17 protein-coding genes are annotated in these 23,291 nt (G+C 66.3%); 16 read left to right on the forward strand and 1 reads right to left on the reverse strand.

Going from position 1 to position 23,291, the window contains the following annotated elements:
* The first annotated feature begins 221 nt into the window (after positions 1-221).
* From CKW34_RS23565 to CKW34_RS23595, 7 genes are all read left to right on the forward strand, one after another.
* The gene (locus tag CKW34_RS23565) at positions 222-2,297 is read left to right on the forward strand and encodes a sensor histidine kinase (protein WP_059384379.1); all 2,076 of its coding nucleotides are present in this window, start codon (positions 222-224) and stop codon (positions 2,295-2,297) included.
* 57 nt (positions 2,298-2,354) lie between these two features.
* Positions 2,355-3,248: an amidohydrolase family protein gene (locus CKW34_RS23570; RefSeq protein WP_059384374.1), complete on the forward strand. Its 894-nt coding sequence runs from the start codon at positions 2,355-2,357 to the stop codon at positions 3,246-3,248.
* Between the two features lie 206 nt (positions 3,249-3,454).
* Complete coding sequence (locus CKW34_RS23575) at positions 3,455-3,955, forward strand: cysteine dioxygenase (protein WP_059384373.1); 501 nt, start codon at positions 3,455-3,457, stop codon at positions 3,953-3,955.
* Between the two features lie 83 nt (positions 3,956-4,038).
* Complete coding sequence (locus tag CKW34_RS23580) at positions 4,039-4,950, forward strand: ABC transporter substrate-binding protein (RefSeq protein WP_059384372.1); 912 nt, start codon at positions 4,039-4,041, stop codon at positions 4,948-4,950.
* 16 nt (positions 4,951-4,966) lie between these two features.
* Positions 4,967-6,076, forward strand: a complete 1,110-nt coding sequence (locus CKW34_RS23585) for an ABC transporter ATP-binding protein (protein ID WP_059384371.1) — start codon at positions 4,967-4,969, stop codon at positions 6,074-6,076.
* Positions 6,073-6,717 carry an ABC transporter permease gene (locus CKW34_RS23590; RefSeq protein ID WP_059384370.1) on the forward strand — a complete coding sequence of 215 codons (645 nt, stop codon included), beginning with the start codon at positions 6,073-6,075 and terminating at the stop codon, positions 6,715-6,717. The genes CKW34_RS23585 and CKW34_RS23590 overlap by 4 nt, the downstream gene beginning before the upstream one ends.
* Positions 6,714-7,388 carry an ABC transporter permease gene (locus tag CKW34_RS23595; protein ID WP_059384378.1) on the forward strand — a complete coding sequence of 225 codons (675 nt, stop codon included), beginning with the start codon at positions 6,714-6,716 and terminating at the stop codon, positions 7,386-7,388. The genes CKW34_RS23590 and CKW34_RS23595 overlap by 4 nt, the downstream gene beginning before the upstream one ends.
* On the opposite strand, the gene CKW34_RS23600 is transcribed toward CKW34_RS23595, so the two are convergent.
* The gene (locus CKW34_RS23600; RefSeq protein ID WP_370670878.1) at positions 7,385-7,969 is read right to left on the reverse strand and encodes a transposase; all 585 of its coding nucleotides are present in this window, start codon (positions 7,967-7,969) and stop codon (positions 7,385-7,387) included. The genes CKW34_RS23595 and CKW34_RS23600 overlap by 4 nt on opposite strands.
* 302 nt (positions 7,970-8,271) lie before the next feature.
* On the opposite strand from CKW34_RS23600, the gene CKW34_RS23605 reads away from it, so the two are divergent.
* The 9 genes from CKW34_RS23605 to CKW34_RS23645 all read left to right on the forward strand — a co-directional run bounded on the left by CKW34_RS23605 (position 8,272) and on the right by CKW34_RS23645 (position 23,218).
* On the forward strand, positions 8,272-9,405 hold the full coding sequence (locus tag CKW34_RS23605) for an IS630 family transposase (protein WP_059384845.1): 1,134 nt from the start codon (positions 8,272-8,274) through the stop codon (positions 9,403-9,405).
* Between the two features lie 553 nt (positions 9,406-9,958).
* Entirely contained in the window at positions 9,959-11,113 is a 1,155-nt protein-coding gene (gene argJ / locus CKW34_RS23610; protein WP_059384732.1) for a bifunctional glutamate N-acetyltransferase/amino-acid acetyltransferase ArgJ, read from the forward strand.
* A 485-nt stretch (positions 11,114-11,598) separates the two neighbouring features.
* A complete protein-coding gene (locus CKW34_RS23615; RefSeq protein WP_059384733.1) occupies positions 11,599-13,113 on the forward strand; it encodes a class I adenylate-forming enzyme family protein in 1,515 nt (504 codons plus the stop codon).
* Positions 13,110-14,255: an acyl-CoA dehydrogenase family protein gene (locus tag CKW34_RS23620; protein WP_059384734.1), complete on the forward strand. Its 1,146-nt coding sequence runs from the start codon at positions 13,110-13,112 to the stop codon at positions 14,253-14,255. Before CKW34_RS23615 ends, CKW34_RS23620 begins: the two co-directional genes overlap by 4 nt.
* Before the next feature lie 2 nt (positions 14,256-14,257).
* On the forward strand, positions 14,258-14,899 hold the full coding sequence (locus tag CKW34_RS23625) for an FMN-binding negative transcriptional regulator (protein WP_059384735.1): 642 nt from the start codon (positions 14,258-14,260) through the stop codon (positions 14,897-14,899).
* A complete protein-coding gene (locus CKW34_RS23630; protein WP_162232235.1) occupies positions 14,896-17,952 on the forward strand; it encodes an AMP-binding protein in 3,057 nt (1,018 codons plus the stop codon). The genes CKW34_RS23625 and CKW34_RS23630 overlap by 4 nt, the downstream gene beginning before the upstream one ends.
* Positions 17,942-19,120, forward strand: coding sequence for an alanine racemase (locus CKW34_RS23635; RefSeq protein WP_059384737.1), 1,179 nt, complete (start codon positions 17,942-17,944; stop codon positions 19,118-19,120). The genes CKW34_RS23630 and CKW34_RS23635 overlap by 11 nt, the downstream gene beginning before the upstream one ends.
* Entirely contained in the window at positions 19,120-22,983 is a 3,864-nt protein-coding gene (locus tag CKW34_RS23640; protein WP_059384738.1) for a non-ribosomal peptide synthetase, read from the forward strand. The genes CKW34_RS23635 and CKW34_RS23640 overlap by 1 nt, the downstream gene beginning before the upstream one ends.
* Complete coding sequence (locus CKW34_RS23645; protein ID WP_059384739.1) at positions 22,970-23,218, forward strand: acyl carrier protein; 249 nt, start codon at positions 22,970-22,972, stop codon at positions 23,216-23,218. The genes CKW34_RS23640 and CKW34_RS23645 overlap by 14 nt, the downstream gene beginning before the upstream one ends.
* Positions 23,219-23,291 lie beyond the last annotated feature (73 nt).

Raw genomic sequence — 23,291 nt, forward strand, 5'->3', positions numbered from 1 at the left:
GATGTATACGCAAGGTCGAATACCAGCTATCGGACTTGGACGGCGATCTTGTGAGCGCAACGAAGTACTACCTAGTCTGACCCACGTCCTGACGGCAGCGAACCGTGATTCGCCCTGGCCTGAATTTCGAAGGAGAAATTCTGCACTTGCCGAAGTCCAGTTTCGGCCGGCCGCCGGCTCAGGCAGGTAGAGAGGTTCGGGGGCGAAACATTGTGGGTCTCATGAGGAAATTCCGGCAACACACGCCGGACAACTGGCGTCTGTGGCGCAGGATGACCGCGGTCGTCGCCGTCCCCCTCGTCGCCGCCACCCTGTACGGCTCGCTCCGCGTCTACGACCTCTACCAGGAGAACGACGCCTACAGCGCTGCCGCCGAGAACGTCTCCATCCTGCCGACGCTCGCCGACTACGCCACCAGTGTCGCCGGTGCCGCCGCAGCGACGATCCTGTCGATCCCCGTCGACAACGGCGCCCAGGTCGCCCGCGAATCCGCCGCGACGCTGCGCGATCACATCGACACCAAGGATCTCGATCCGCAGATCGCGGCGATGATCAACCGCATGCTCGCAGAGGGCGAGAGCCTGCTCGACAGCGCGTCGTCGGGAACACTGGCGCCGACCGTGGCCAGCGAGCGCGCCGAAGGATTCGTCAGACGCGCCCAGGCCGCATACCGCGCCATCACCACCACCACGGACGACCCCACCGTCCAGCGCGAGAGCGCGACCCTTCTCGATCTGTGGCACACCCAGTGGTCCCTGCTCGACCAGGTCCTCGCGTACTCCGCGCTGAGCGCCGGAACCGACGGCGCCCTGCTGATGTGGAACAACGCCCTCGGTGTCGAGTCCGCGCGACTGGCCGTCCTCCGCGACACCTTCGTCGAGAACGAGGCCACCGACGCCTCGAAGGTGGACGGTCTCATGTCCCAGCTCGAGAACCGACGCAGCCTCACGGCCGACCTCGACAACGAAGAAGGCAACGTCGCCGCCCTGCGCGGGTCGATCTTCGAGAGCCTCATGGTCTACCAGGAGCAGGTCGCCGGTTCCGCGACCCGAGCCGTGGCCACCCTCGACGACCTCGCGGCCGAAGCACGCGCCGAAGCCCTCAAGAACGCCATCGGTATCGCGATCGTCCTCGCGCTCGCCCTCGGACTGGCGATCGTGATCGCGATGTCGCTCGTCCGACCGCTCCGCCGACTGCGCGACGACACCCTGCGCACCGCCGAACAGGATCTGCCCGCCGCGCTCGCCGCGATCAAGGACGGCGCCGAGATCGAATCCGTCACACTCGATCCGGTCCGCGTCCACACCCGCGAGGAGATCGGCGAGGTGGCGCGCGCCGTCGACAGCATGAACGAGGGCGCCCTGCGTCTGGCCGGCGAACAGGCCCAGCTGCGCCGACAGGTCAACGAGATGCTCGAGACCCTCGCCCGCCGCAACAAGACGCTCGTGGAACAGCAACTGGCACTGATCGATTCGCTCGAACACGAAGAGCGCGACCCGACACGTCTGCAGAACCTGTTCGCACTCGACCACCTCGCCGCCCGCATGCGGCGCACGGGCGACTCGCTGCTCGTCCTCGCCGGCACCCGCCAGCGTCTCGGCCGGGTCCCCGACACACCGCTCGTCGACGTCCTGCGCGCGTCCGTCTCCCAGGTCGAGAACTACCAGCGCGTGAACATCGGCAATGCGCCCGACGGCAATCTGGTCGGCAGCGCCGTCACCGACGTCGTCCACATGATCGCCGAGCTCCTCGACAACGCGCTGCGCGCCTCACCGCCCGAGAGCACCGTGGCGTTCGCGTTCTCCCGCGCCGTCGACGGCGGACTCCTCCTCGAGATCGCCGACCGCGGAATCGGTATCCCCGCAGATGAACTCGCCGACATCAACATGCGGCTGGGTGCGGACGGCGAAACCGGATTCGGTGCCGCACGGCGAATGGGTCTGTTCGTGGTCGCACGTCTCGCCGACCGTCACGGCATCACGGTGCGCCTGCGTCCGACCTTCGACTCGACCACCAATGCCGGCATCACGGCGAGCATCTACCTGCCGACCAGCCTGCTCAAGGGCACCGGCAGGAACTACGACGATCCGTACCGGATCGATCGACCGCGTCGCCTGCCCGATCCTCCCTCGGAGTACGGCGAGCAGTTCCACGCCGACCCGGCGTCCGGATCGCAGCCGGTGGTCGGACACCGCCATTCGGCACCCACCCCCGCTCTCGCGACGCCCGGGACGAGTCCGGGTATCCGGCGCGGACAGTTGCACGAACGATGGGTCCCCCGCGGCGCGGGACAGTAGGCGACACAGGCCGCGCGGACAGCGGACAGCGGGCGGACGGTCTGCCATCCTGACGGCATGACCGTTCCCCGCGTCGACGTCCACCAGCACGTCTGGCCGGCACCGCTGGTCTCGGCGTTACGGGCACGCACCCGTGCGCCGCGGCTCGTCGGATGGACGCTGTACCTCGACGGTGAACCCCCGTACGAGGTGCGCCCCGAGGATCACGCGATCGACCGGCGGGCCGAGCTCGCGGCGCAGGACGGCATCGACCTGGCGCTGGTGTCGCTGTCGAGCCCGCTGGGGATCGAATCGTTGCCCGCGGCCGACGCGGCCGGCCTGCTCGACGCCTACCACGAAGGAGTGCTGGCGCTGCCGCGCCCGTTCGGGGCGTGGGCGGCGGCGTCGGTCGACGATCCCGATCCCGCGGCGCTGCGCGAGGTGCTCGGGGCGGGCTGTGTCGGTCTGCAACTGCCCGCCACGGCCTTGGCGGACGCCGAGGGCTACGCACGGTGCGCGCCGCTCCTCGACGAGCTCGACCGCGTCGGCGCTCCCCTGTTCGTGCATCCCGGACCGGCTGCGGCCGATCCGTCGGCTCCGCCGTGGTGGCCGGCGATGGTGTCGTACGTGGCGCAGATGCACACCGCGTGGTTCGCCTGGCACGAGTACGGGGCCCCGCGCCTCCCCGGCCTGCGGGTGGGGTTCGCGATGCTCGCCGGGCTCGCTCCGTTGCACACCGACCGGATGGCCGCGCGCGGCGGTCCGGCGACGATCCCGTCGGCCGGAGTGTTCGTCGACACCTCGTCGTACGGTCCCGAGATCGTCGACGCGGTCACTGCCGGGCTCGGCCACGACCGCGTCGTGCTCGGCTCGGACCGCCCGTACGCTGCACCGTTGTTGTTCGACGACGAGCGCGACGAGCTCGTACGGCGACACAACCCGGCCCGGCTGTTCCGAACGTCACACGAGTGAAAACCTTGACAGCGCCGCATTCGGGCGCTGAAGTGATCGGCATGCATCTTCCGGCGACCCTGCGACATCGCAGGCTTCATGTGGACTACGTCCGCATCGCCGGTGGTTTCTGTGGCTGTCGCGCCTGTCGTTGAACCCGGCCCGACCCCTTTCTTCTGCTCGGACGACATTTCGCTCCCGTCCGCCTCCTGCCTCGAGGAACCACGATGCCTGCTGCTCTTCTCCCCACCTCCGTGCGCGCCGATCTCGCCGGAATCGTCCGTGACATCGCTTCGGACGTCTCCCGCTGGCGACCGCTCGTCCGCTTCGACGAGACCGAACGCTGGTACACCCGGCTCGACGTCGCCGACGACTACGAGGTGTGGTTGCTGAGCTGGCTTCCCGGGCAGCGCACCGGCATCCACGATCACGGCGGAAGCGCCGGCGCGTTCGCCGTCGCGCAGGGACAGGTCCGGGAGGACACCGTCGACCAGCCGTGGTCGGAAGATCTTCCCGGGCAACACGTGACGATCTCCCGCAACCGTCTGGCGGCCGGCACCACGCGTCGCTTCGACGGCCGACACGTGCACGAGGTCGTCAACGACGGCCCCGCCCCGGCGGTGACCGTGCACGCCTATGCCCCCGCACTGGACTCGATGAGCCGATACCGTCTCGAGAGCGGCATCCTCACCCTCGCGACCTCGGAGCGTGCCGGCGACGACTGGTGATCCACTCGTGACAAATCCGGCACAGTGGGTATCCGCCGGGATAGAGTCGAAAACCGACCGTGCCGCATCCGAGGGAGCAACCCGTGAAACGCTTCGCACGCACCACCGCACTTCTCGCCGTGTCCGCATTCGCCCTGGCCGCCTGTTCCGGCGGTGGAGACGAGGATCCCCTCGCCGGGGATACAGCGGACGGAGGCGCGATCGTCGTCGGTTCGGCGAACTTCCCGGAGAACGTCCTGCTCGCGGAAATCTACTCGCAGGCACTCGAGAGCGCGGGCTCCGAGGTCACCCGCCAGTTCAACATCGGCAGCCGCGAGATCTACTACGACCAGGTCGCCTCGGGTGCCATCACGCTCATCCCGGAGTACAACGGCGCACTGCTCGCCCGGATCGATCCCGACAGCACCGCCTCGACGACCGAGGACGTCAATACGGCCCTGTCCGAAGCCCTTCCGGACGGACTCGAGATCCTGGCCTCCGCCCCCGGTGAGAACAAGGACGCCCTCGTCGTCACCGAGGAGACCGCGCAGCAGTACAACCTGGTGAGCATCGCCGATCTCGCGCCGGTCGCCGGCGAACTCGTCCTCGGCGGACCGCCGGAGTTCGAGACACGCCAGCAGGGTGTCGTGGGTCTGCGCGAGGTGTACGGGGTCGAGTTCCGTGAATTCGTCCCCACCGACACCGGTGGCCCCATCACCATTCGCGCACTCTCCGACGGCACCATCCAGGCCGCGAACATCTTCACCACCGATCCGTCGCTGAGCACCGAACCCTTTGTGGCGCTGGAGGACCCGGAATCGGTCTTCGGAGCCCAGAACGTGACCCCGCTGGTGCATCGCGCCGATCTCGACGACGACGACGTCGCGAAGATCGACGCCGTGTCCGAGAAGCTCACCACCGACACCCTCGTCGTCCTGGTCGGACAGGTGGTCACCGACGGCCGCGACATCGATGTCGTCGCCGAGGAGTGGTTGCAGCAGAACGATCTGAACTGACGGAAGTCGGTGCCGCGTGATCACATTCGACAACGTCGAGAAGCGTTATCCCGACGGGACCGTCGCCGTCGACGGGCTCTCGCTGGAGGTCCCGACGGGCACCCTGACGGTGTTCGTCGGCCCGTCGGGGTGCGGGAAGACCACCTCGCTGCGCATGATCAACCGGATGGTCGAACCCTCGGGCGGGCGTGTGCTCGTCGGGGGCCGCGACGTCCGGGACGAGGATCCCCGGATCCTGCGCCGCGGCATCGGATACGTCATCCAGCACGCCGGACTGTTCCCCCATCGCACGGTGGTCGACAACGTCGCCACCGTTCCCCGATTGCTCGGCGCGAGTCGTAAGGAGGCCCGCGCGACCGCGATGGACGTGCTCACCCGGGTCGGACTCGGAAACGAACTGGCGCAACGTTATCCGTCGCAGTTGTCCGGCGGGCAGCAGCAGCGTGTCGGTGTGGCCCGCGCGTTGGCCGCCGACCCCCCGATCCTGTTGATGGACGAGCCGTTCTCCGCGGTCGATCCCGTGGTCCGCAAGGATCTGCAGGACGAACTCCTGCGCCTGCAATCGGTGCTGGCCAAGACGATCGTGCTCGTCACCCACGACATCGACGAGGCGATCAAGCTCGGCGACCGCGTGGCCGTCCTGCGGCCGGGTGGGGTGCTCGCCCAGTACGCGACCCCGGAGGAGCTTCTCACCTCCCCCGCCGACGATTTCGTCGCCGGATTCCTCGGCGTCGACCGCGGAGTGCGGCTCATGTCGTTCTTCTCGTCCGCCGACCTGCCGCTGCGCACCGATCCGATCGTCACCCGCGATGCCGCCGAACTCGCCGTCGGCGACGGCTGGCTTCTCGTCGTCGACGACGACGGACGCCCGACGGGGTGGCGCGACGGCAGTGCCGATGCGGAATTTCTGTCGGCCGGAAGACCGTTCGTTCCCGGACGGGATCCGCTGCGCGTCGTGCTCGACGCGGCCGTGCTCTCACCGTCGGGCCATGCCGTGGCGGTGGACGACGACGGACGTGCGCTCGGGGTGATCAGTGGCGAAGAGGTGGCCGCGGCGGTCCGTGCGGCGCACAACAACCGGGAGGCCGGCACCCCGTCTCCGCTCGAGATGCGGAAGTCGCGGTGAGCCTGCGGATTCCCGGCTATCTCGGGACGTTCTGGGAACTGCTCGGCGATCACCTCGTCATGGCCCTCGGCGCGTCGTTGCTCGGCCTCGTCCTCGCTCTGCCGCTGGGCCTGGCGTGCGTGCGGTGGCCACGGGTGTACGCCCCGGTGCTCGCGGTCTGCAGTGTCCTGTATTCGATTCCGTCGCTTGCCTTCTTCGTCCTGCTCATCGCGTTCACCGGGATCAGCCGGACCACCGTGATCCTTCCGCTGGCCGTCTACGCGCTGGCGGGCCTCGTCCCGAACGTCGTCGACGGATTGCGCGCTGTGCCCGACAGTGTCCGCCAGTCGGCTGTGGCGATGGGATTCTCGACGCCGCGCCGGTTGCTCACCGTCGACCTGCCGCTGGCGATCCCCGCGGTCATCGCGGGGTTGCGGGTCGCGACGGTCGCGAACATCAGCATGGTGAGCGTCGGAGCGCTCATCGGCATGGGCGCCTTCGGGGCATTGTTCACCGCCTCGGTGCAACTCGACCGGCTCGATCTGGCGATCATCGGCATCATCGCGACCGTCGTGATGGCACTGGTCGTCGACGCGGTGCTCGTGCTCGTCCAGCGTCTGTCCACACCGTGGATGCGCCGCAGCTCGAAGGTGCGCCGATGACGACGCTGCTGAACTATCTGGCCGAGTACTTCGGCGACTCCGCGAACTGGTCGGGCGCTTCCGGGATCCCGACGCGACTGGCCCAGCACTTCGGTTACACCCTGCTCGCGTTCGTGATCTCCGTGCTCCTCGCGTTGCCGCTCGGTCTGTGGACGGGTCACACGGGCCGCGGCGGTGTGCTCGTGTCCCTCACGGCGAACGCCGCACGCGCTCTCCCCACCTACGGCCTGCTCGTGTTGCTGGTCGTGCTGTACGGGATCGGGCTGGTTCCGGTGATGGTGCCGCTGGTGGCACTCGCGATCCCACCCATCCTGTTGAACTCCTACGAAGGGATCCGCGGGGTCGACCCGGCGCTGACCGACGCCGCCCGCGGGATGGGGATGACCTCGTCCCAGATCCTGCTGCGGGCCCAGCTGCCGGTGGCCTTGCCGCTGATCCTCGTCGGCCTGCGCACCGCCGCCGTGCAGATCGTCGCGACCGCCACGATCGCCGCGGCAGTGAGCTTCGGCGGGGTGGGAAGGCCCATCGTGGATGGTCTCGCGCGCAGCGACTACGCCCTGGTCGTGGGCGGTGCCGCCCTCGCCGGGATCTGCTCGCTGGTGATCCTCGCGCTCTTCGCGGTCCTCGGCCGACTGCTCGTCTCACCCGGCGTCCGGGCCTCGCGCGACTAGGGTATGTCTGACAAATGCTTTGTCCAGGCGACGACGGCGTTCAGCACTACGGCAGCGCGGTAGACGGTCGCGAGTTTGTCATATCGCGTGGCCAATCCACGCCACTGCTTGAGATGGCAGAACCGGCGTTCAACCACATTGCGGCCGCGATAGTCAGCCGAATCGAATGCCGGCGGTCTGCCACCACCTGATCCGCGTCGGCGACGATGTCCGGCCTGATCGGACGGTTCGGCGATGACCGCGCCGATGCGGCGCCGCCGCAGCAGCGCACGGTGGGCGCGCGAGGAGTATGCCTTGTCACCGCGGACCCGGTCCGGCCTGGTGCGCGGACGTCCACCGGCCAGACGGGGGACTCGCAATTGGTCGAGCAGATGCGGGAAGTGATCCTTCTCCGACAATGCGTTCTGATCGAAATCGACGTCACTCGTCTTCTGCCCAGGAAAGCTCGGATCGGGGATGAACCTCACCCGCGCATAGCTCGAATATCCGACTGGGCCGCGACCTGCCAATCGGTACCACGGAAGTCTCTGCTCGACGAGCCAATCGGCGGCCGATGCATCGTGGCACAGTTCGAAACTCACCCAGCCAGTATCTACGTGGTCGGCCCGCGCCGGCCCCGCGCGATCCCGACAGCAGTGTCTTGTGTGGCGATCGTCCAACAGGAGACCACTCGCGCCCCCGATCTGCTCCAATGAGTCGGAGACCGTAGGAACGCTCCATAGCAGCCGGGACCGGGCCTCACGACGGTGTCCCCCACGCCCGTCGCCGGAAACCCGCAATTGTCAGACACGACCTAGTGCCGCACCCGTGAACCTTTGCCCGTTCTGGCCGACACGCCGACCGGTTGCGGCGTGTCGGCCACGGGATCGGTCAGCCTGGTCGAGTGGCAGAACGAGTACGCGTGCGAGAGATCGGTGACGACGAAGGCAGACGGCTGGTACGGATCATCCGCCGCGGCACCGGATCGGTGGTGACCTGGCGGCGCGCCCAGATGGTCCTGCTCTCGGCCCAGGGCATGCCGGTACCGAAGATCGCCGAGGTCAGCTTCACCAGCGCCGACCGGGTCCGTGATGTCATCCACAACTTCAACGCCGACGGATTCGACTCGCTGTACCCGAAGTACGCCGGCGGCCGGCCGAAAAAGTTCACCCTGCCGGAGCGCCGGGAGATCAAGAAGATCGCCAAGTCCGCCCCCGCCGAGCACGATCTGCCGTTCTCGACCTGGAGTCTGACCAAACTCGCCGAGTTCCTGGTCGCCGAGGGGGTGGTCGACGACATCAGCCACGAGGGTCTGCGCGTGCTGCTCCGCGAGGAGGGTGTCTCCTTTCAAAAAGTGAAGACCTGGAAGAGATCTCGGGACCCCGATTACGCGGTGAAGAAGGCTCGGGTCGAACACCTGTATGCCATCGCCGATGGCGATGTCGTGTCCGATCCCGATGAGCCACAGGCGATCTTCTGTCTCGACGAGTTCGGTCCCTTGAATCTGCAGCCGCATCCGGGCCGGCAGTGGGCGCAGCGTGGCGGCAGGCACAAGGACCCGGACCGGGAGCCGCGGCGCCGGCGGCGGGCGACCTACACCCGTCCGAACGGGGTGCGGCATCTGTTCGCCGCGTACGACCTGGGCAAGGACAAGCTGTACGGGCACGTCAAGACGACGAAGAACCGCTCCACGTTCCTCGAGTTCTGCCGTTACCTGCGCACTCTTTACCCGGCGGAGGTTCGTATCGCGATCGTGTGCGACAACTTCTCGCCGCACCTGACCACGAGGAAGTGCCAACGGGTCGGTCTGTGGGCAGAGGCGAACAACGTCGAGATCGCGTACACCCCGACGAACAGTTCGTGGCTCAACCGGATCGAGGCGCAGTTCACCGCGCTGCGGTACTTCGCGCTCGATGGCACCGACCACGGCAGTCACCGGGAGCAAGCGTCGATGATCCGTCGCTACATCATCTGGCGCAACAAGCACGCCGAGGATCAACAGCTACGGGAGATCGTCGACAGGGCAAACGTTGCGTGACACGACCTAGTCGGTACCCGACATGACACGAGGACAGCAGTGGGACGCCCCGGCTTCGGAGGTCGGGCGATCCGTCATCCCCATACCCGCCGAGCGTCTGCCTCATCCACGATATCTTGAGCTTCACCACCAGATCGGTGGATGGAGGATAAGGGCCTTAACTATCCACATTTTCCCAGGTGGGATCGCGTTTTCCTTGTGTCCGACACACGGTCTCGCTCCGCTCACCGAGAAAGCGCGTTAAGCGTCCGGCGCCTCGGGAAGCTCGACCTCGAGATTCTGTGCCTACTCGTGGCCGGTGCGTGCGCGATCGAGAATCTTTACGGGGTGCAGTCCGCTACTCAACTCCTTGTCAAGCAGGTCGAGAAAGTCACGCCGGGTCGCTGGATACTCGCGGATCGTGCGCGGTGACGAACGCGATCTCGGCGAGCGGTCCGCGCCCCGCCGCGTGGGCCATATAGCCCATGTGTACGATGCAAAAAATCTTGATTCAACCGACCGGATCTAGTTGCGCTCGTGCCGCTGTCCGGGCCACTCAGGGAGGTGTGCTGACATGCTGGCTGCAGCCCCACAGGGCTTCCTTAGCGTGACTATGAACATGGGACTCAAGGACGTCGATGACGACTTCGCCGTCGTTGTCTCTGAGGTACCCGCCCGATCGGCGGCGGTGTTCACGCGTTCGCGTTTCGCGGGCCCAAGCGTAGTGCTCAGCCGTGACTCGGCACCCCTTCAGCGCAGCCGTGGCATGGTCGTGCTCTCACGCAATGCCAACGTGGCGACCGGCCAAGCCGGGGCCGCACACGCCGCCGAGGTACGCCGCAGGGTTGCCGAGGCCGTGGGGATCGCCCCCGAAGAACTTGTCATCGGCTCCACTGGCGTGATCGGCCGACCGTACCCCATGGAGAGTATTCGGGCGGGTTTGTCCACCCTGGCCTGGCCGTTCCCCGAGGCGGACTACGTCGCGGCCGCCAAGGCAATCATGACGACCGATACCCGGCATAAGTGTTTCACCGTCTCCTGCGGTGACTCGGTGCTTACCGGCATCGCTAAGGGGGTGGGCATGATCGAGCCGAACATGGCCACCCTGCTGACCTTCTTCTTCACTGACGCGGACATCCCCGCCCCCGAACTCGACGCTCTCTTCCGGCGCGTGATGGACAAGACTTTCAACGCGCTGAGCATCGATACGGACACCTCGACGAGCGATACCGCGGCGATCTTCGCCAATGGTCTTGCGGGCCCTGTCGACCTGGAAGCATTCGAGCAGGCGCTGTACGAGTGCGCCCTCCACCTCGTACGCGATATTGCCTCGGATGGCGAAGGCGCGACCAAACTCCTTGAGGTCCATGTCACTGGGGCCCGTGACGACGCCCAGGCCAAGCGGGTCGGTAAGAGCGTTGTCAACTCTCCTCTGGTCAAGGCGGCCGTCCATGGCGCCGACCCGAACTGGGGCCGAATTGCGATGGCCATCGGCAAGCTCCACGACGAGGAAGACATCGAGCCGCACCGAGTCCGCATCCAGTTCGCCGATCTCGTTATGCATCCCGAAGAACCTAGCGACGCACTGCTGGAAGACGCCAGCCAGTACCTCACGGGCAACGAAGTGGTCATCCGAATCGATCTCGGGATTGCCGACGGAACATTCACCGTCTATGGCTGCGACCTCACCGAGGGATACGTGAAAATCAACGCCGACTACACAACCTGAACTCGGGCTCGGGCTCGGGCTCGGGCTCGGGCTCGGGCTCGGGCTCGGGCTCGGAAAAGTCTTATCGGAGTTTGCGCGGACGCTGGCCGTGCTAACCGCCATGGGACTCGTTGGTGCCGGGAGCCAAAGAACGAGGATATGAACGGACACGGATAGGGAGCTATAGGTGTCGTCTGTCGGCAGGCTCAAGGCCACCGCAATGGCCCCCGACCCCTGAGAAGGTTCTCCGCACGGGGCCCGACGATAGCTGAAGGCAGCGTTGAGGATCCGGCAAGCACGATCGTGATCCCATACTGAATCTCTCAGCGACGACGTCTCGATGGGCTTGCGTGTCAATCAGTGAACCCCGCTCGGACTGCAGCGCACGACTACGACCCTAGAGCCCACCCTTGGTGGTGCTGGCCGATCAGACTCCGCCGGATGCCAAGACCGGAGCGCTGTCCGCACAGCAGCAGGCGCCCTCGGAACACCCACCAACCTGACATATGAAGGAGTTCACCGTGACTCAGCGAGTCCGCGCGGACACCGTCGGGAAAGCCCCGGAAGATCACGGTGACTTGTACGCTGGCTTCCAGACCGTCGCGCTCGCCGCACCGCACGCGCCTGCGGTGATCAGGCACGACGGGACGACTTCGTCATATGAAGCGTTGCTCGACGCGGTGGACGCCGCGGCCGAGCGCCTGACGGCGGAGCTTCACCACGGTGATGTACTAGGTCTCGCGGTCGAAGACCCATTCACCTTCGTCGCCCTCTATTTGGCCGCCGCAAAGCTGAACGTGGTGACAGTTCTCCTGGACAGTCAACTCTCCGCCCAGGAGAGGGAGCACAGCGCCGCCAAGTACGACCTGGGCATGCTGGCCGTGGATCATGGTCGGCTGGGCCGTCCCGGTTCCTTTCTGTTGGAGCCGGTTCCTGACGCGGACCTGCACCGCGCCAGGAGCGGCTACGCACCCGAGGACTTCGTGGTGCACTGCACGTCCGGCTCGACGGGCAAACCCAAGGGCATTGTGATGAGCCAGGAGGCCATCACGGCCCGGATCCGCCTGTGGGGCAGCGAATTGGATTTGACCCACGCAGACGTGGTTCTATGCGCGCTGCCGTTGTCCCATTGTCACGGCATTGACGTCCTAACGCTGCCGACGCTGCTGAGTGGTGCGACGGTGGTCTTTGCTCAGGGTAGTCAGCTGACGGGCAGGGGACTGGCTCGGTGTATCGAGACGCATGGCATTACGGTGATGAGCGGGCTTCCGGTCATGTACCAGATGCTCACCGCGGCCCGCGGTGTGCCCGCGATGGCGCTGCGCACACTTCGGCTGGCCATCTCTGGTAGCGCACCGCTGAGGGAAAGCACCCAGAAGAAGTTCCTGGAACAGTACGGACTGCCCTTGCGCCAGGTGTACGGTCTGTCCGAAATCGCCATCATCTGTTTCGACAAGGCGTACGTCGGCAACGGTTCCATCGGCCTGCCCATTGCCGGCGTTGAGTATCGGCTGGAGTCAGTGTCAGACGACGATGCCGAGTCCGACCACGTTCACGAGCTCTACGTACGTGGGCCCGGACTCGCTCGCGGCTACTACCGTGACCCCGATGCCACCGCGGAGATGTTCGAGGATGGCTGGCTGAGAACACGTGACCTCGTCCTGGCGGAACCCGACGGCTGGTACATACTTGGCCGGCAATCGACCTTCATCAACGTAGCCGGGAACAAGGTCGGGCCGCTTGAGGTCGAGGCAGCACTGCGTCAGTGCTCCGGGGTACTGGATTGCGCGGTGGTCGGGGTCACGGACTCCAGAAGCACCGAACAGATCGCCGCCCTGCTCGTCACCGGACAGAGGTTCGACCTCAGCACCGTGCGGCGGCAGCTCGGCGAACTGCTGCTCTCCTACCAGCTTCCGCAGCGGTACGAGATCGCGGCGGCGTTGCCACGGACGCCGCTCGGCAAAACCGACTACGCCGCAGTGAGGCAGCGCATGCACACCGATTACGGGGAGGGCAAGTGACCAGTGATGTGAGCGAAGAGGTGCTCATCCGCAACGCCCATGCCCGGCTCGACGATGTTGCGAGTGGCCTGCACGCCGCGCTGGCGGCCAGGTCGGCCATGGAGCATGAGCAAGCGACGGGCACCGTGTTCGCGCTTCTCAAGGAGACTCGCGCTACGACGATGCTTATCCCGTCGGCCTGGGGGGGCCGCGGAGCATCAGCGGCCGACGCGGTGCGCTTCCAGGTCGCGCTCGGATCAATGGCTCCCTCCGCAGCCATCGCCACGACCATGCATCATTACAAGATTGCCGCGCTCGGTCAGGTGGCAACCTCCGGAGACGAGCGCGCCCAGACGATCCTCAGGGACATCGCCCGCGGCGCCAAACTTATTGCCTCCGGTGGTGCGGAGTCGACCCCCGGCCGGGATCTGCGAAACCTGAGAAGCCAAGCGGTACGCGACGCCGACGGCTATCGCGTCACAGGTATGAAGCAGCCCTGCTCCCTCTCCACCAGTATGGACCTGATGTCGCTAATGGTCGAGCTGTGCACTTCCGATGGCTCGCCAGACGGGTACGCCCAGGCGTTTGTGGACGCCCGCGCAGAGGGGGTTGAACGCGAACCGTTCTGGCACAGCCCGGTATTCCTCGCGGCGGAGAGCCACGCCGTGCGCCTGTGCGACGTCCCGGTGCCACAGGAGCAGGTCTTCCCGCTCCGCGGCGAGACCGGCGGGCGCTTCGCCACCGACTGCTACATCTGGTTCCAGCTGCTGATCAGCGCCTCATATCTCGGCATCGCCTGCTGTCTGGCAGAGGCCACACCGCGGGACCGGCGGGTTGGCTCGCGCGGCTGGACCGAGGCGGCGGCAGGGATCCGCCATCTCGAAGCTAGCCTGCTCGATGCGGCACGCGCGGTCGACGCCGGCGCACCCGCCAGGGAGCAACTCAACCTTGCGGTACGGGCGCGCGACTGGGTCGAGGACGAGATAGGTGCCATCGGCGTCCAACTGCTGCGGGCAGCGGGTGGCGGAACCTTCGCCCGCACCGGCTTCTACACCATGATTGCCGGCGGGCTGAATGCGATCGCGTTCCACCCGCCGCAGCGCGGCGCACGTGAGGGCGTCGGCCTGGAACTACTGGACCCGGACGTGAAGGACCGCGATTAATCATGTACACCAGAGAACATTTCAGCCTTCCCCTGCCGGCCATGCGTGACTTCGTACGGGCAAAGTCGTTCGGGGTCCTCGCCACATACCACGACGGCGAGGTCTTAACCTCGCCCCTCCCCGTCGACCTGCGCGGTGCCGCAGACGACGAGCTGTTCGTCGCCGGACATGTCGCCCGGGCCAATGAGATGGCGGCGGCCTTCGGGGCAAAGGCCCCTGCCACGATCACCGTTCTTGGTCCGGACACCTACGTACCCGCTGAGTGGTTCGGTACCCGCAGCCGCATCCCGACCTGGTTGTACTGCGCCGTGGAGATGAGCGGTCGTCTCGAGCTCAGCGATGCCGACCGGATGCGCGATGACGTCGAGGCATTGATCGCTCGGCTCCAGAAACGCACAATCGAGGACTCGACCTGGACACTCGACGAGATACCGGCGCACCTGACTGACGAATACCTGAAGAACATCGTTGGCTTCCGCCTGCGCGATCTCCGGTTCAAGTCGTGCTTCCGGCTGAACCAGCGCAAGGGCGGCATGGAAAGCCTGGCCGCCGCGCTGGAGGCCGGTGACGACAGCGCCCGCCTGGAGCTGGCAAGGCTGGTTCTTGAGCCCCCGACCTCCGCACCCGAATGTCCGGCCTCTTGAGCGAACAGGACGGTCTCAGCCGCCTGCTCACGCTCAACCTCAGTGACCGAACTGCCATCGAGTGGCGCGGCCGCCAGCTGACCTACTGCGAACTCGCCGCAGCCGTCGACGAGCTCTCGCGCACACTCGGGGAGCGCGGTGCGACGCGGAGCAACGTGCTGGTGCTTGGCCCGCTGTGCCCGGCCTATGTCGTCGGACTGCTGGCGACTCTTCGCAGCGGCGCAGTCCCGGTGCCAGTCGATGCCGGTATGTCCGTCGAGCAGTACGCTTGGGCCGAGGGCATCGCCCAGCCGTCGACAGTCCTGACCAGCGATGTCTCTACGGTGGCGCAGTATCAAGGAACCAGCGGCGCGGACGAGTTGGTGCTCGACGCTGTGACTGGCCGAGTCGTCCTAGACATCGCGTCCCGGCGCAGGTCCAAAATCATCCGGCGCTACCCTGTGCCCGACGTTGGCTACCTCATCCCGACGTCAGGATCGACGGGTGCCCCGAAGGCGATCGTGGGCAGCCGCACCGGTCTTCATGGATTCCTGTCGTGGTTCGTGGCGGAATTCGGGCTCGATCGCGGAGATGTCTGCGCTGCTGTCACCCGCGTGAACTTCGATCCGTCGCTGCGCGAACTTCTGGCCGTGCTGGCCGTCGGCGGCAAGCTGAGCCTGCCCGAGGTCGACGCCCAGCTAGACTTCCAGGCGCTCGCTGACCACCTAATAACGAGCAAGGCCACGATCGCCTTCCTCGTTCCCTCGCTCTCGCGGCGGATCGCGGACGTTCTGAGTACCGAATCCGCGCGACTCGACCATCTGAGACTGGGGTTCTTCGCCGGCGAGGTGCTTCCGCCACGGGTGGTTGAACAGTGGACCGCACTCGCCCCAGATGCCGAGTTCGTGAATCTATACGGGATGACCGAAGGAACCCTGGCACAACTGTTTAAGCGCGACATTCGCGGGGTCGGCGACAGCCGATTGCCGGGCATGCCGGTTGGGCGCCCCCGTCCGGGGGTGTCTGTGACCATCGACCAGCCGGACAGCGCCGGGCGCGGCGAAGTGCTCATCGCCTCTTCAACGCCGGCCCTGGGGACCCTTATTGACGGCCCCGGACCGGAGCCCGGCACGTTCCACGTCGAGCCGATGGCGGCGACCCTCCGGACCGGTGACAGTGGATTCCTCACCGAACAGAGTGAGTTGGTGATCTCGGGCAGGCTTGGCAACGATCTGAAGGTGTCCGGTAGGCGTGTCTCCTTTCACAGGTTCGTGGACGAGGTAGAGGAGGTTCCCGGCGTACGGCAGTGCGTGGTGGTGGATTGGCAGGGCCCACAGGCCTTCATCTCCGTTGCAGAGCCCGCTGACGCGCAACAGAACGTGCTGCGCGCGGCCGTGCACGGGATCGCGCAGCGTCTGGGTCTGCCCCGGCCAGCCGTCCATGTACGGGGGGACCTGCCGCTGTTGCGCAGCGGTAAGGTCGACCGGGTCACCCTGGCCTCGTCCGTCGCCGACACCCCGAACTTCGCCGACACCACAGCATGCCCGGACGCCGGTGTCGCCGAGACCATGCGCGGGTTCCTAGGCCTCGATTCCGATACCACGTCCTTCGTCGACGCGGGCCTCACGTCGTTGGATATGATCCAGTTCATCCTGGAGGTCAACAAGCGTTTCCGGGTGAACCTTTCGGTCCAGGATTGCTTTGGCCACCGCGACGTCGCCTCCCTTGCACGGGTGATTGAGCGCGCGACCGTGCCGACCGCGCCCGCGACAACTCCCTCCGCTGCCCGCGATTACATCCCCGGCGAGTCCGACACATATCCGCTGTCGACCCGGCAACAGGCGTACATGGCAATCTGCATGACAGACGGAAACGCCAACTGGTGCAACATCTCCCGGGAGATACGGATCGAGCGGACCGTAATCCCGGCCGAGGCGGCGGCCGCCGTCGATGCGCTCATCGCCCGCCACGACGCACTCAGACTTTCGCTCACGGCGGACTGGACACGGCAGATCCATACTGAGGCCTCCGACCTGAGCTGTCCCATCACGGTCCACGATGGGACCGGAGTCGAGGGCACCACCGATGTGGCCCACCGTGCACGGGTCCAGCAGGCGCGTGTCCTGGCCGTGTCAGAACTACTCGACCCTTCCATCGCGCCGCCCTTCAGAGTCGTCCTGGTCCAGGGCAGCGGCACGACCTCCCTCCTCGTCGTCGCGCACCACCTTTTTATCGATGGGTTGAGTTTGGATCTGATCGCCACCGAACTGCGTTCCCTACTGCTGGGACAGCCGATCGGCGACGCGCCACCGTCCCACGGCTATCGCGACTACTGCCTGGCGACCGAGCGAGTCCCGGAGGCATACACGCCCGACGCCCTATATTGGCGCGATCTCCTCAAGGGCGCCGCTCAGGTAGAACTTCCGGAGACGAGCGGCGAAGATGCGCGCGTCGGTGTGCTGGTTTCACGGCCGTTCGGGGTCACCGGTACCAGAGCCGCCAACCGGCTCGCGGCGGCGAGCGGAGTCTCAGTCTTCTCAGTCGTACTGGCCGCCTTCGAGATGGCCGTCTCCCGGACCTTCGGGCTCGGTCCGCTCACCGTCGTTGTCCCCGTCCAGGTACGGCAAGGGATGGGTGCCGCGAGCGCAGGGATGTTCACGAGTCAACTCGTCGTCCGCAGCAAGGGATTGACTTCGTTGCCGGACAGCGCGCGGGAGTTCGCCCGTCAGCTGGAAGCGGGTACAACGAAGAGCTCGTGGGAATTCGACCAGCGGGTCACGGAGCTCGGCCTCGTTGATGCGGACTGCTTCCCCCTCTCGACCGTGCTGTTCAACCAGCACCCCCGGCAGCGCGGCCTGCGTGTCCGCGAGCTCGGGGAGTGGCAGCCGCGGTCGCTGGGGCGGGCGCTGCGGTACCAGCTGCAGGGCGAACTGCAGGTATCGGCGGCGGAGATGGTGTTGACCTACTACTACCGACGGGGGATTGCCATGGAGAGGGCAAATGTGATCGACCGGCTCCACGCGAGCGTTCTGGCGACACTGTGCGAAATGGGAGGGACTCTGCGTGCGGAATGAAATCATCACGCCCACCGATCGCGAGGCACAGCTCCTCGTGCACCGGGCCGGCCGGACACCGGTATACACCTACAGCCGGGCAGCCCTGCGCGATGCCGTCGAGCGGGTCCGCGCGGCATCGGTTCTGGGGGCGGACATCTACTACTCGCTCAAGGCTAATCCATATGCCGGGGTCGTGAACGCGCTATCGACGCTGGTTGACGGTTTCGACGTCTGTTCACTGGCGGAGATGGAGACTGCACTGAACGCCGGAATGCCGCCGGATAAGGTGCTGTTCACCGGTCCCGCAAAGTCGCGCGAGGAGGCAGCTGCGGCACTAGCAGCACAGGTCGCGGTGACCGTCGAATCACCAAGGCAGGCCCGCCTGTTCGCCGAGACAGCGGTTGAACTCGGTGTGAATGGGCGCACCGTCGTCCGACTGAACACGCCCTACCCGGGCCGGACTCCGGCCGCCGCCCCGTACCCGAACCAGTTCGGGGTATCGCAGGATGACGTCGCCGAAGTAATGGATATCCTGCGTGCTTCGTCACTGTCGGTTGCCGGTCTGCAGCTTTTCTGGGGCTCGCAGTACTCTGATGCCGACGTCATCCTGGCCGCGCGGAAAGCTATGACGGAACAAGCTAGAGCGTGCGCAGACCAGTTCGGTCTGGAGCTTGACCTTGTGTCGATCGGTGGCGGCATCGCGATGCCGTGGTGTGACGCCGACCCTGCTGTCGACTGGGCGGGACTCAAGGCGGCCAACCTCGATCCCGGCCTGCCGAACGGCAACGACCCGCTACCCCTCGTATGTGAGTACGGTAGATCGATCGTCGGTCCGGCTGGCAGCCTGCTGACAACCGTGCTCGACACCAAGAGCATCGGTGACCGCAGGTACGTCCTGGTCGACGCCGGGATGAACCACGTACTCATCGCAAGCCGACTGGTGGCCGGAGCTGGCCGGGGCGAGCCCCGGGTCCGGGTTGTGGGTGCACAGGAACGCGCAATTACTAGCCGTGCCTGTGTCACGGGTCCCCTGTGCTCGCAGCTCGACATGCTCGCTGAAGACATTCAACTGCCCGAAGTGGAAACCGGTGACCTACTCCTGTTCTCGGGTCTGGGCGCCTATGGGCCGACGTTCAGCCCCAGCGGCTTCCTGAGCCGCGACAAAGTAAGAGAGATCATCTTCTGATGATGCGCGACACTACGACAACGGCAACCGCGGCCTATCCGTCGCACGAGACGCTGAGCCCGATCCAACGCGCCTACCTGGTCGGAGGCCAGGACGGTCTGGAACTCAGCGGGCCCGCACGGTACTACCTTGGCTGCGACCTCAACACGGAACGGGTTGCAGAGATTGGCACCCAACTACGCCGACTGGTTCGGTCCAACGACATCCTCCGCGTCAGCGCCGCCTCCGACCTGTCCCTGTCGACTCTGCCCGCCGACGTCGCTCGGGACATCGACGTCGACGTCCGCTGGGTCGACGATGCAGACTTCGACGCGGCGAACGACGCGGTCCGCCGGGAATACTCGTCCGATACGTTCGCATTCGGCGATTGGCCGCAGTTCGAGATCACCGCGGTGCGCTCACCGCACCGAGCCCGGCTGCACCTGGTCTACGCCTTGTGGCTGATGGACGCGGCGTCGCTCGCCGTGTTCCTCACCGAGCTGGTCTCGCATCGCGACGACGCCGGGGACGCGGTCGGCCAGGATCGCACCGCGGACATTCCGCCCATTCGGTTACGGGCACTAAACCATCCCCGACGCGACCGCTCCGTACGCGATGAACGGTTCTGGCGCGACAGGGCGACGGCACTTCCCGATCCGGCGGAACTGCCGCTGCGGCCCGAGTGGCGGCACGCCGGCCTAAACGTGACCCACCGTATGGTCACTATCAACTCGGCGACCGCAGGAAAGATCAACAAGCTGGCGAGCGCCCATGCGATCACCCCCTCGATGGTTTATCTCGCGGCCTATGGTGTCGTCCTCGGGCAGCTCGGTGGAGGACTAGCCCACACAGTCACAGTGCTGCACTCGCAGCAAACCGGGACCTTGACCCCCAATTCCCTCGGTAACCGCGGCAACACCATGCCACTGGCAATCCCCGCGACGACAGGGCAGAGTTTCGTCGAGATCGCCCGAGTCGTGCAGGGCCGCTACCTCAGCCAGGCCATGCACGCCTCGCTCAGCGGTACGGAGATTGCGCGGCTCGCCAACCCCGCCGCCGACCTGCGTCGGCTCGCCCATCCCTTTGCCTTCACGGCACTGGAGGTCGATGGCCTGGGCGAAGTCGCCCTGGGGCTGCGACGTCGCTGGGACGAAGTCCAGCTGCGGGTGCCGCAGGTGCTGATGGACCATCAGGTGATCAGGGATTCCGACGGCAGCGTCCGGCTGGGTTTCGACTGGCGGACGGACGCCTTCGACATCGGTTTCGCAGAGGAATTCGTGGCGCGGTGCGCGAATTTCGTCCGGGAACTCGCCGAGTCCGACGAGCGCTGGACACGCCCGCCGAGCACGTACCCTCGTGCCCACACCGGTAAAGCCTCGGCGCAACACTCGACCGAGACGCTCCACGACCGTGTATTGCGGTGCGCGGCTGCCGCGCCCAAGGCACCCGCAGTACACGATGCGCAGGGGACCCTGAGCTATGCCGAACTGGTGGGACGGGCCCGCGCGGTTGCAAGGCTGCTGCTCGACGCCGGTGCGCGGACCGGCGACCGGGTCGCCGTCCACCTGCCTCGTGGACGAGGCCAGGTCATCGCCATCCTCGGCAGCCTCCTCGCCGGCTGTGTGTACATCCCGCTTGACTACGGCACGCCGGAGGGCCGCCTCGACAGCATTGCGCGGCGTGGTGCTGTGCGGTTCGTGTTCACCGACGGGCAGCAGTCCGCCCGTAAACTCTGGACACGCAGCGGGGTCTACCCGCTGCAGCTGCCCGTCGGCGCGCCCCCACTTTCGGACCGACAGGCAGCTTCCACCCCAAGTCCCCCTAGTCCCACCGCCTACATCATCTTCACCTCAGGCTCGACCGGTGAACCGAAGGGCGTAGTGATTTCACACGCCGGGGCCATCAACACGATCGACGCAGTGAACGATGAGTTTGGTGTCACAGAGACGGACCGGGTGCTCTCGGTCTCCTCGATCGGCTTCGACCTTTCCGTGTACGACGTCTTCGGACCGCTTCTTCGCGGCGGATCCGTGGTGATGCTCACGGAGGAGAGCGCCAAGAACCCCGCGGAGTGGGTCAAACTCATCGAACGGCACGGGGTGACGCTCTGGAACTCTGCCCCAGCATTGGCTTCCCTGCTGGAAGAAGAGGGGAGCGCCACACCGTCGGTGCGGGCCTTCTTGCTGAGCGGCGACTGGATTCCGCTGACGCTGCCAGGGGCGCTGCGACGACTGGCGCCTGGTTCGGAGGTCATCAGCCTGGGCGGCGCGACCGAGGGCTCCATCTGGTCCATCTTCCACCGCGTTAACGAGGCGGACTGCACGGGCCGTTCCATCCCCTACGGCAAGGCCCTGCCTGGCCAGGACATCCTTGTCCTCGACGCCGAGCGAAACGTGTGTCCGGACTGGCAGATCGGTGAGATCTATATCGCCGGAGCCGGAGTGGCCGACGGCTACGCAAACGACCAGTCGAAGACCGAGGCAGCGTTCCTCGACGACCCGGCGTTCGGACGGATCTACCGAACCGGTGACCGCGGCCGCCGCCATCCCGGTGGAGTCGTCGAGTTCCTGGGACGCACAGACAACCAGATCAAACTGAACGGGCACCGGGTGGAACTGGGAGAGATCGAGCACCTCATCGAGAACACTTCTGGCATCCGCCGCTGTGTCGTGTGTGTCCGGGGCAGCGGCCGCCGCAAGCAGGTCGTCGCTTACGTCACGCTCGCCGCGGACGTCTCGGACACCTGGCGGCAGGACGTGAATGCGGTGCTCAAGAACGCCCTGCCGTCCTACATGATTCCTGATGCGCTGGTCGAGCTGAACGAGATCCCGCTGAACGGCAACGGCAAGCTGGACCGCCGACGGCTGGAGTCGCTGCCGTTTCAGGAGACTCCGGCGCGCGAGGCATCCCCCGCACGGCAACAGGACCTCCACAGCCACGAGGTCGCCCGCTGCTGGCAGGACGTGCTGGGCGAAGCTCCGAGCAAGGGGAGTTTCTTCGAGGCCGGCGGCGGATCGTACGATGCGATCCGGCTACTCTCGCTGCTACGAAGCAGGTTCGGTTACGAAGTGTCGTTCGGTGACTTCATGGCTGACCCGACGGCCCCGGGCCTGGCCGCGCTCTGCCGCCGGACACGCACATCGGACACCCGCGGGGTCTGGACGCACAAGCCGCGCTCCAGCGCCACCCCCCGGCTCCGGCTGGTCCTCTTCCCACCCGTAGGAGGTGGCGTGTCCTGCTACACCGACCTGATCCAGGAACTCGGGGGAGACGTTGATGTACACGTCATCGGACTCGACGCGCCACTGGTCGATGGCGACGACGGCCGCGCGAACCTCACCGGACTCGCCCGACGCTGTCTCCAGGAACTGCCCGAGCAAACCCTGTTAGACGGTGTGCCGCTCGTCTTCGCCGGGTGGTCGTTCGGCGGATCCTTGGCCTACGAGGCCGCCCGGGTCTGCGACTCGACCGTGGCACGCGTGGTGGTGGTCGACACCCCTGTCTCCGAGGCGGCCCGCCGCGGTGGCGGCGGTGTCGACGAACTGTCACTCAACGGGTTCCTCAGGGACATCCATGAGACCAGCGGCGTACGGATCGATGCCGAGCAGGCAGCGACGGACCCGGCGCTCAGCACCAGGTTCGAGGTTTACCGGCAGAACATGACGTTGCTGCGCGATTGGACTCCGTGCCCCTCGCCAGTGCCGCTTGTGGAGTTCCGAGCCGCCGTGGATCCCGCCGAGCCAGACGCTGCCGCTTGGGGCCGGATCGCTCGCCGAGAAGAAGCCTCGGCGCTGGCCGGCGGACACTTCAGCGTGTTTGGCGGCGACAACACCCAGCGGATCAGAGATGCGATCGAAGGAGTGAAGAGCGATGACTGGCTCTGATGTACGCGCCGCGATCTTCGCGGAGTTGGAGTCCCACGGATGCCCGCCACTTGAAGAGGCCGAGCCCGACCTGGATCTGATCAGCCGCGGCGTCAATTCAGCGACCCTGATTCAGGTCCTGTCCGCACTCGAGGACCGGTTCGACATCGATTTCGAGATGGAGCCCCTGTTCTCCGGGCCCATGACGGTGACCCGCTTGGAGGCGGAGATCATGCGCATCACCAGGATTCCCTGACAGGCCAGCTGACCAGAGCCATACCACGTCTGGACTGGCGTGCGGTCCGAGACCTGTGCCGTCGGCGTACAGC

The organism is Rhodococcus rhodochrous (assembly GCF_900187265.1).
Lineage (GTDB): Bacteria > Actinomycetota > Actinomycetes > Mycobacteriales > Mycobacteriaceae > Rhodococcus > Rhodococcus rhodochrous.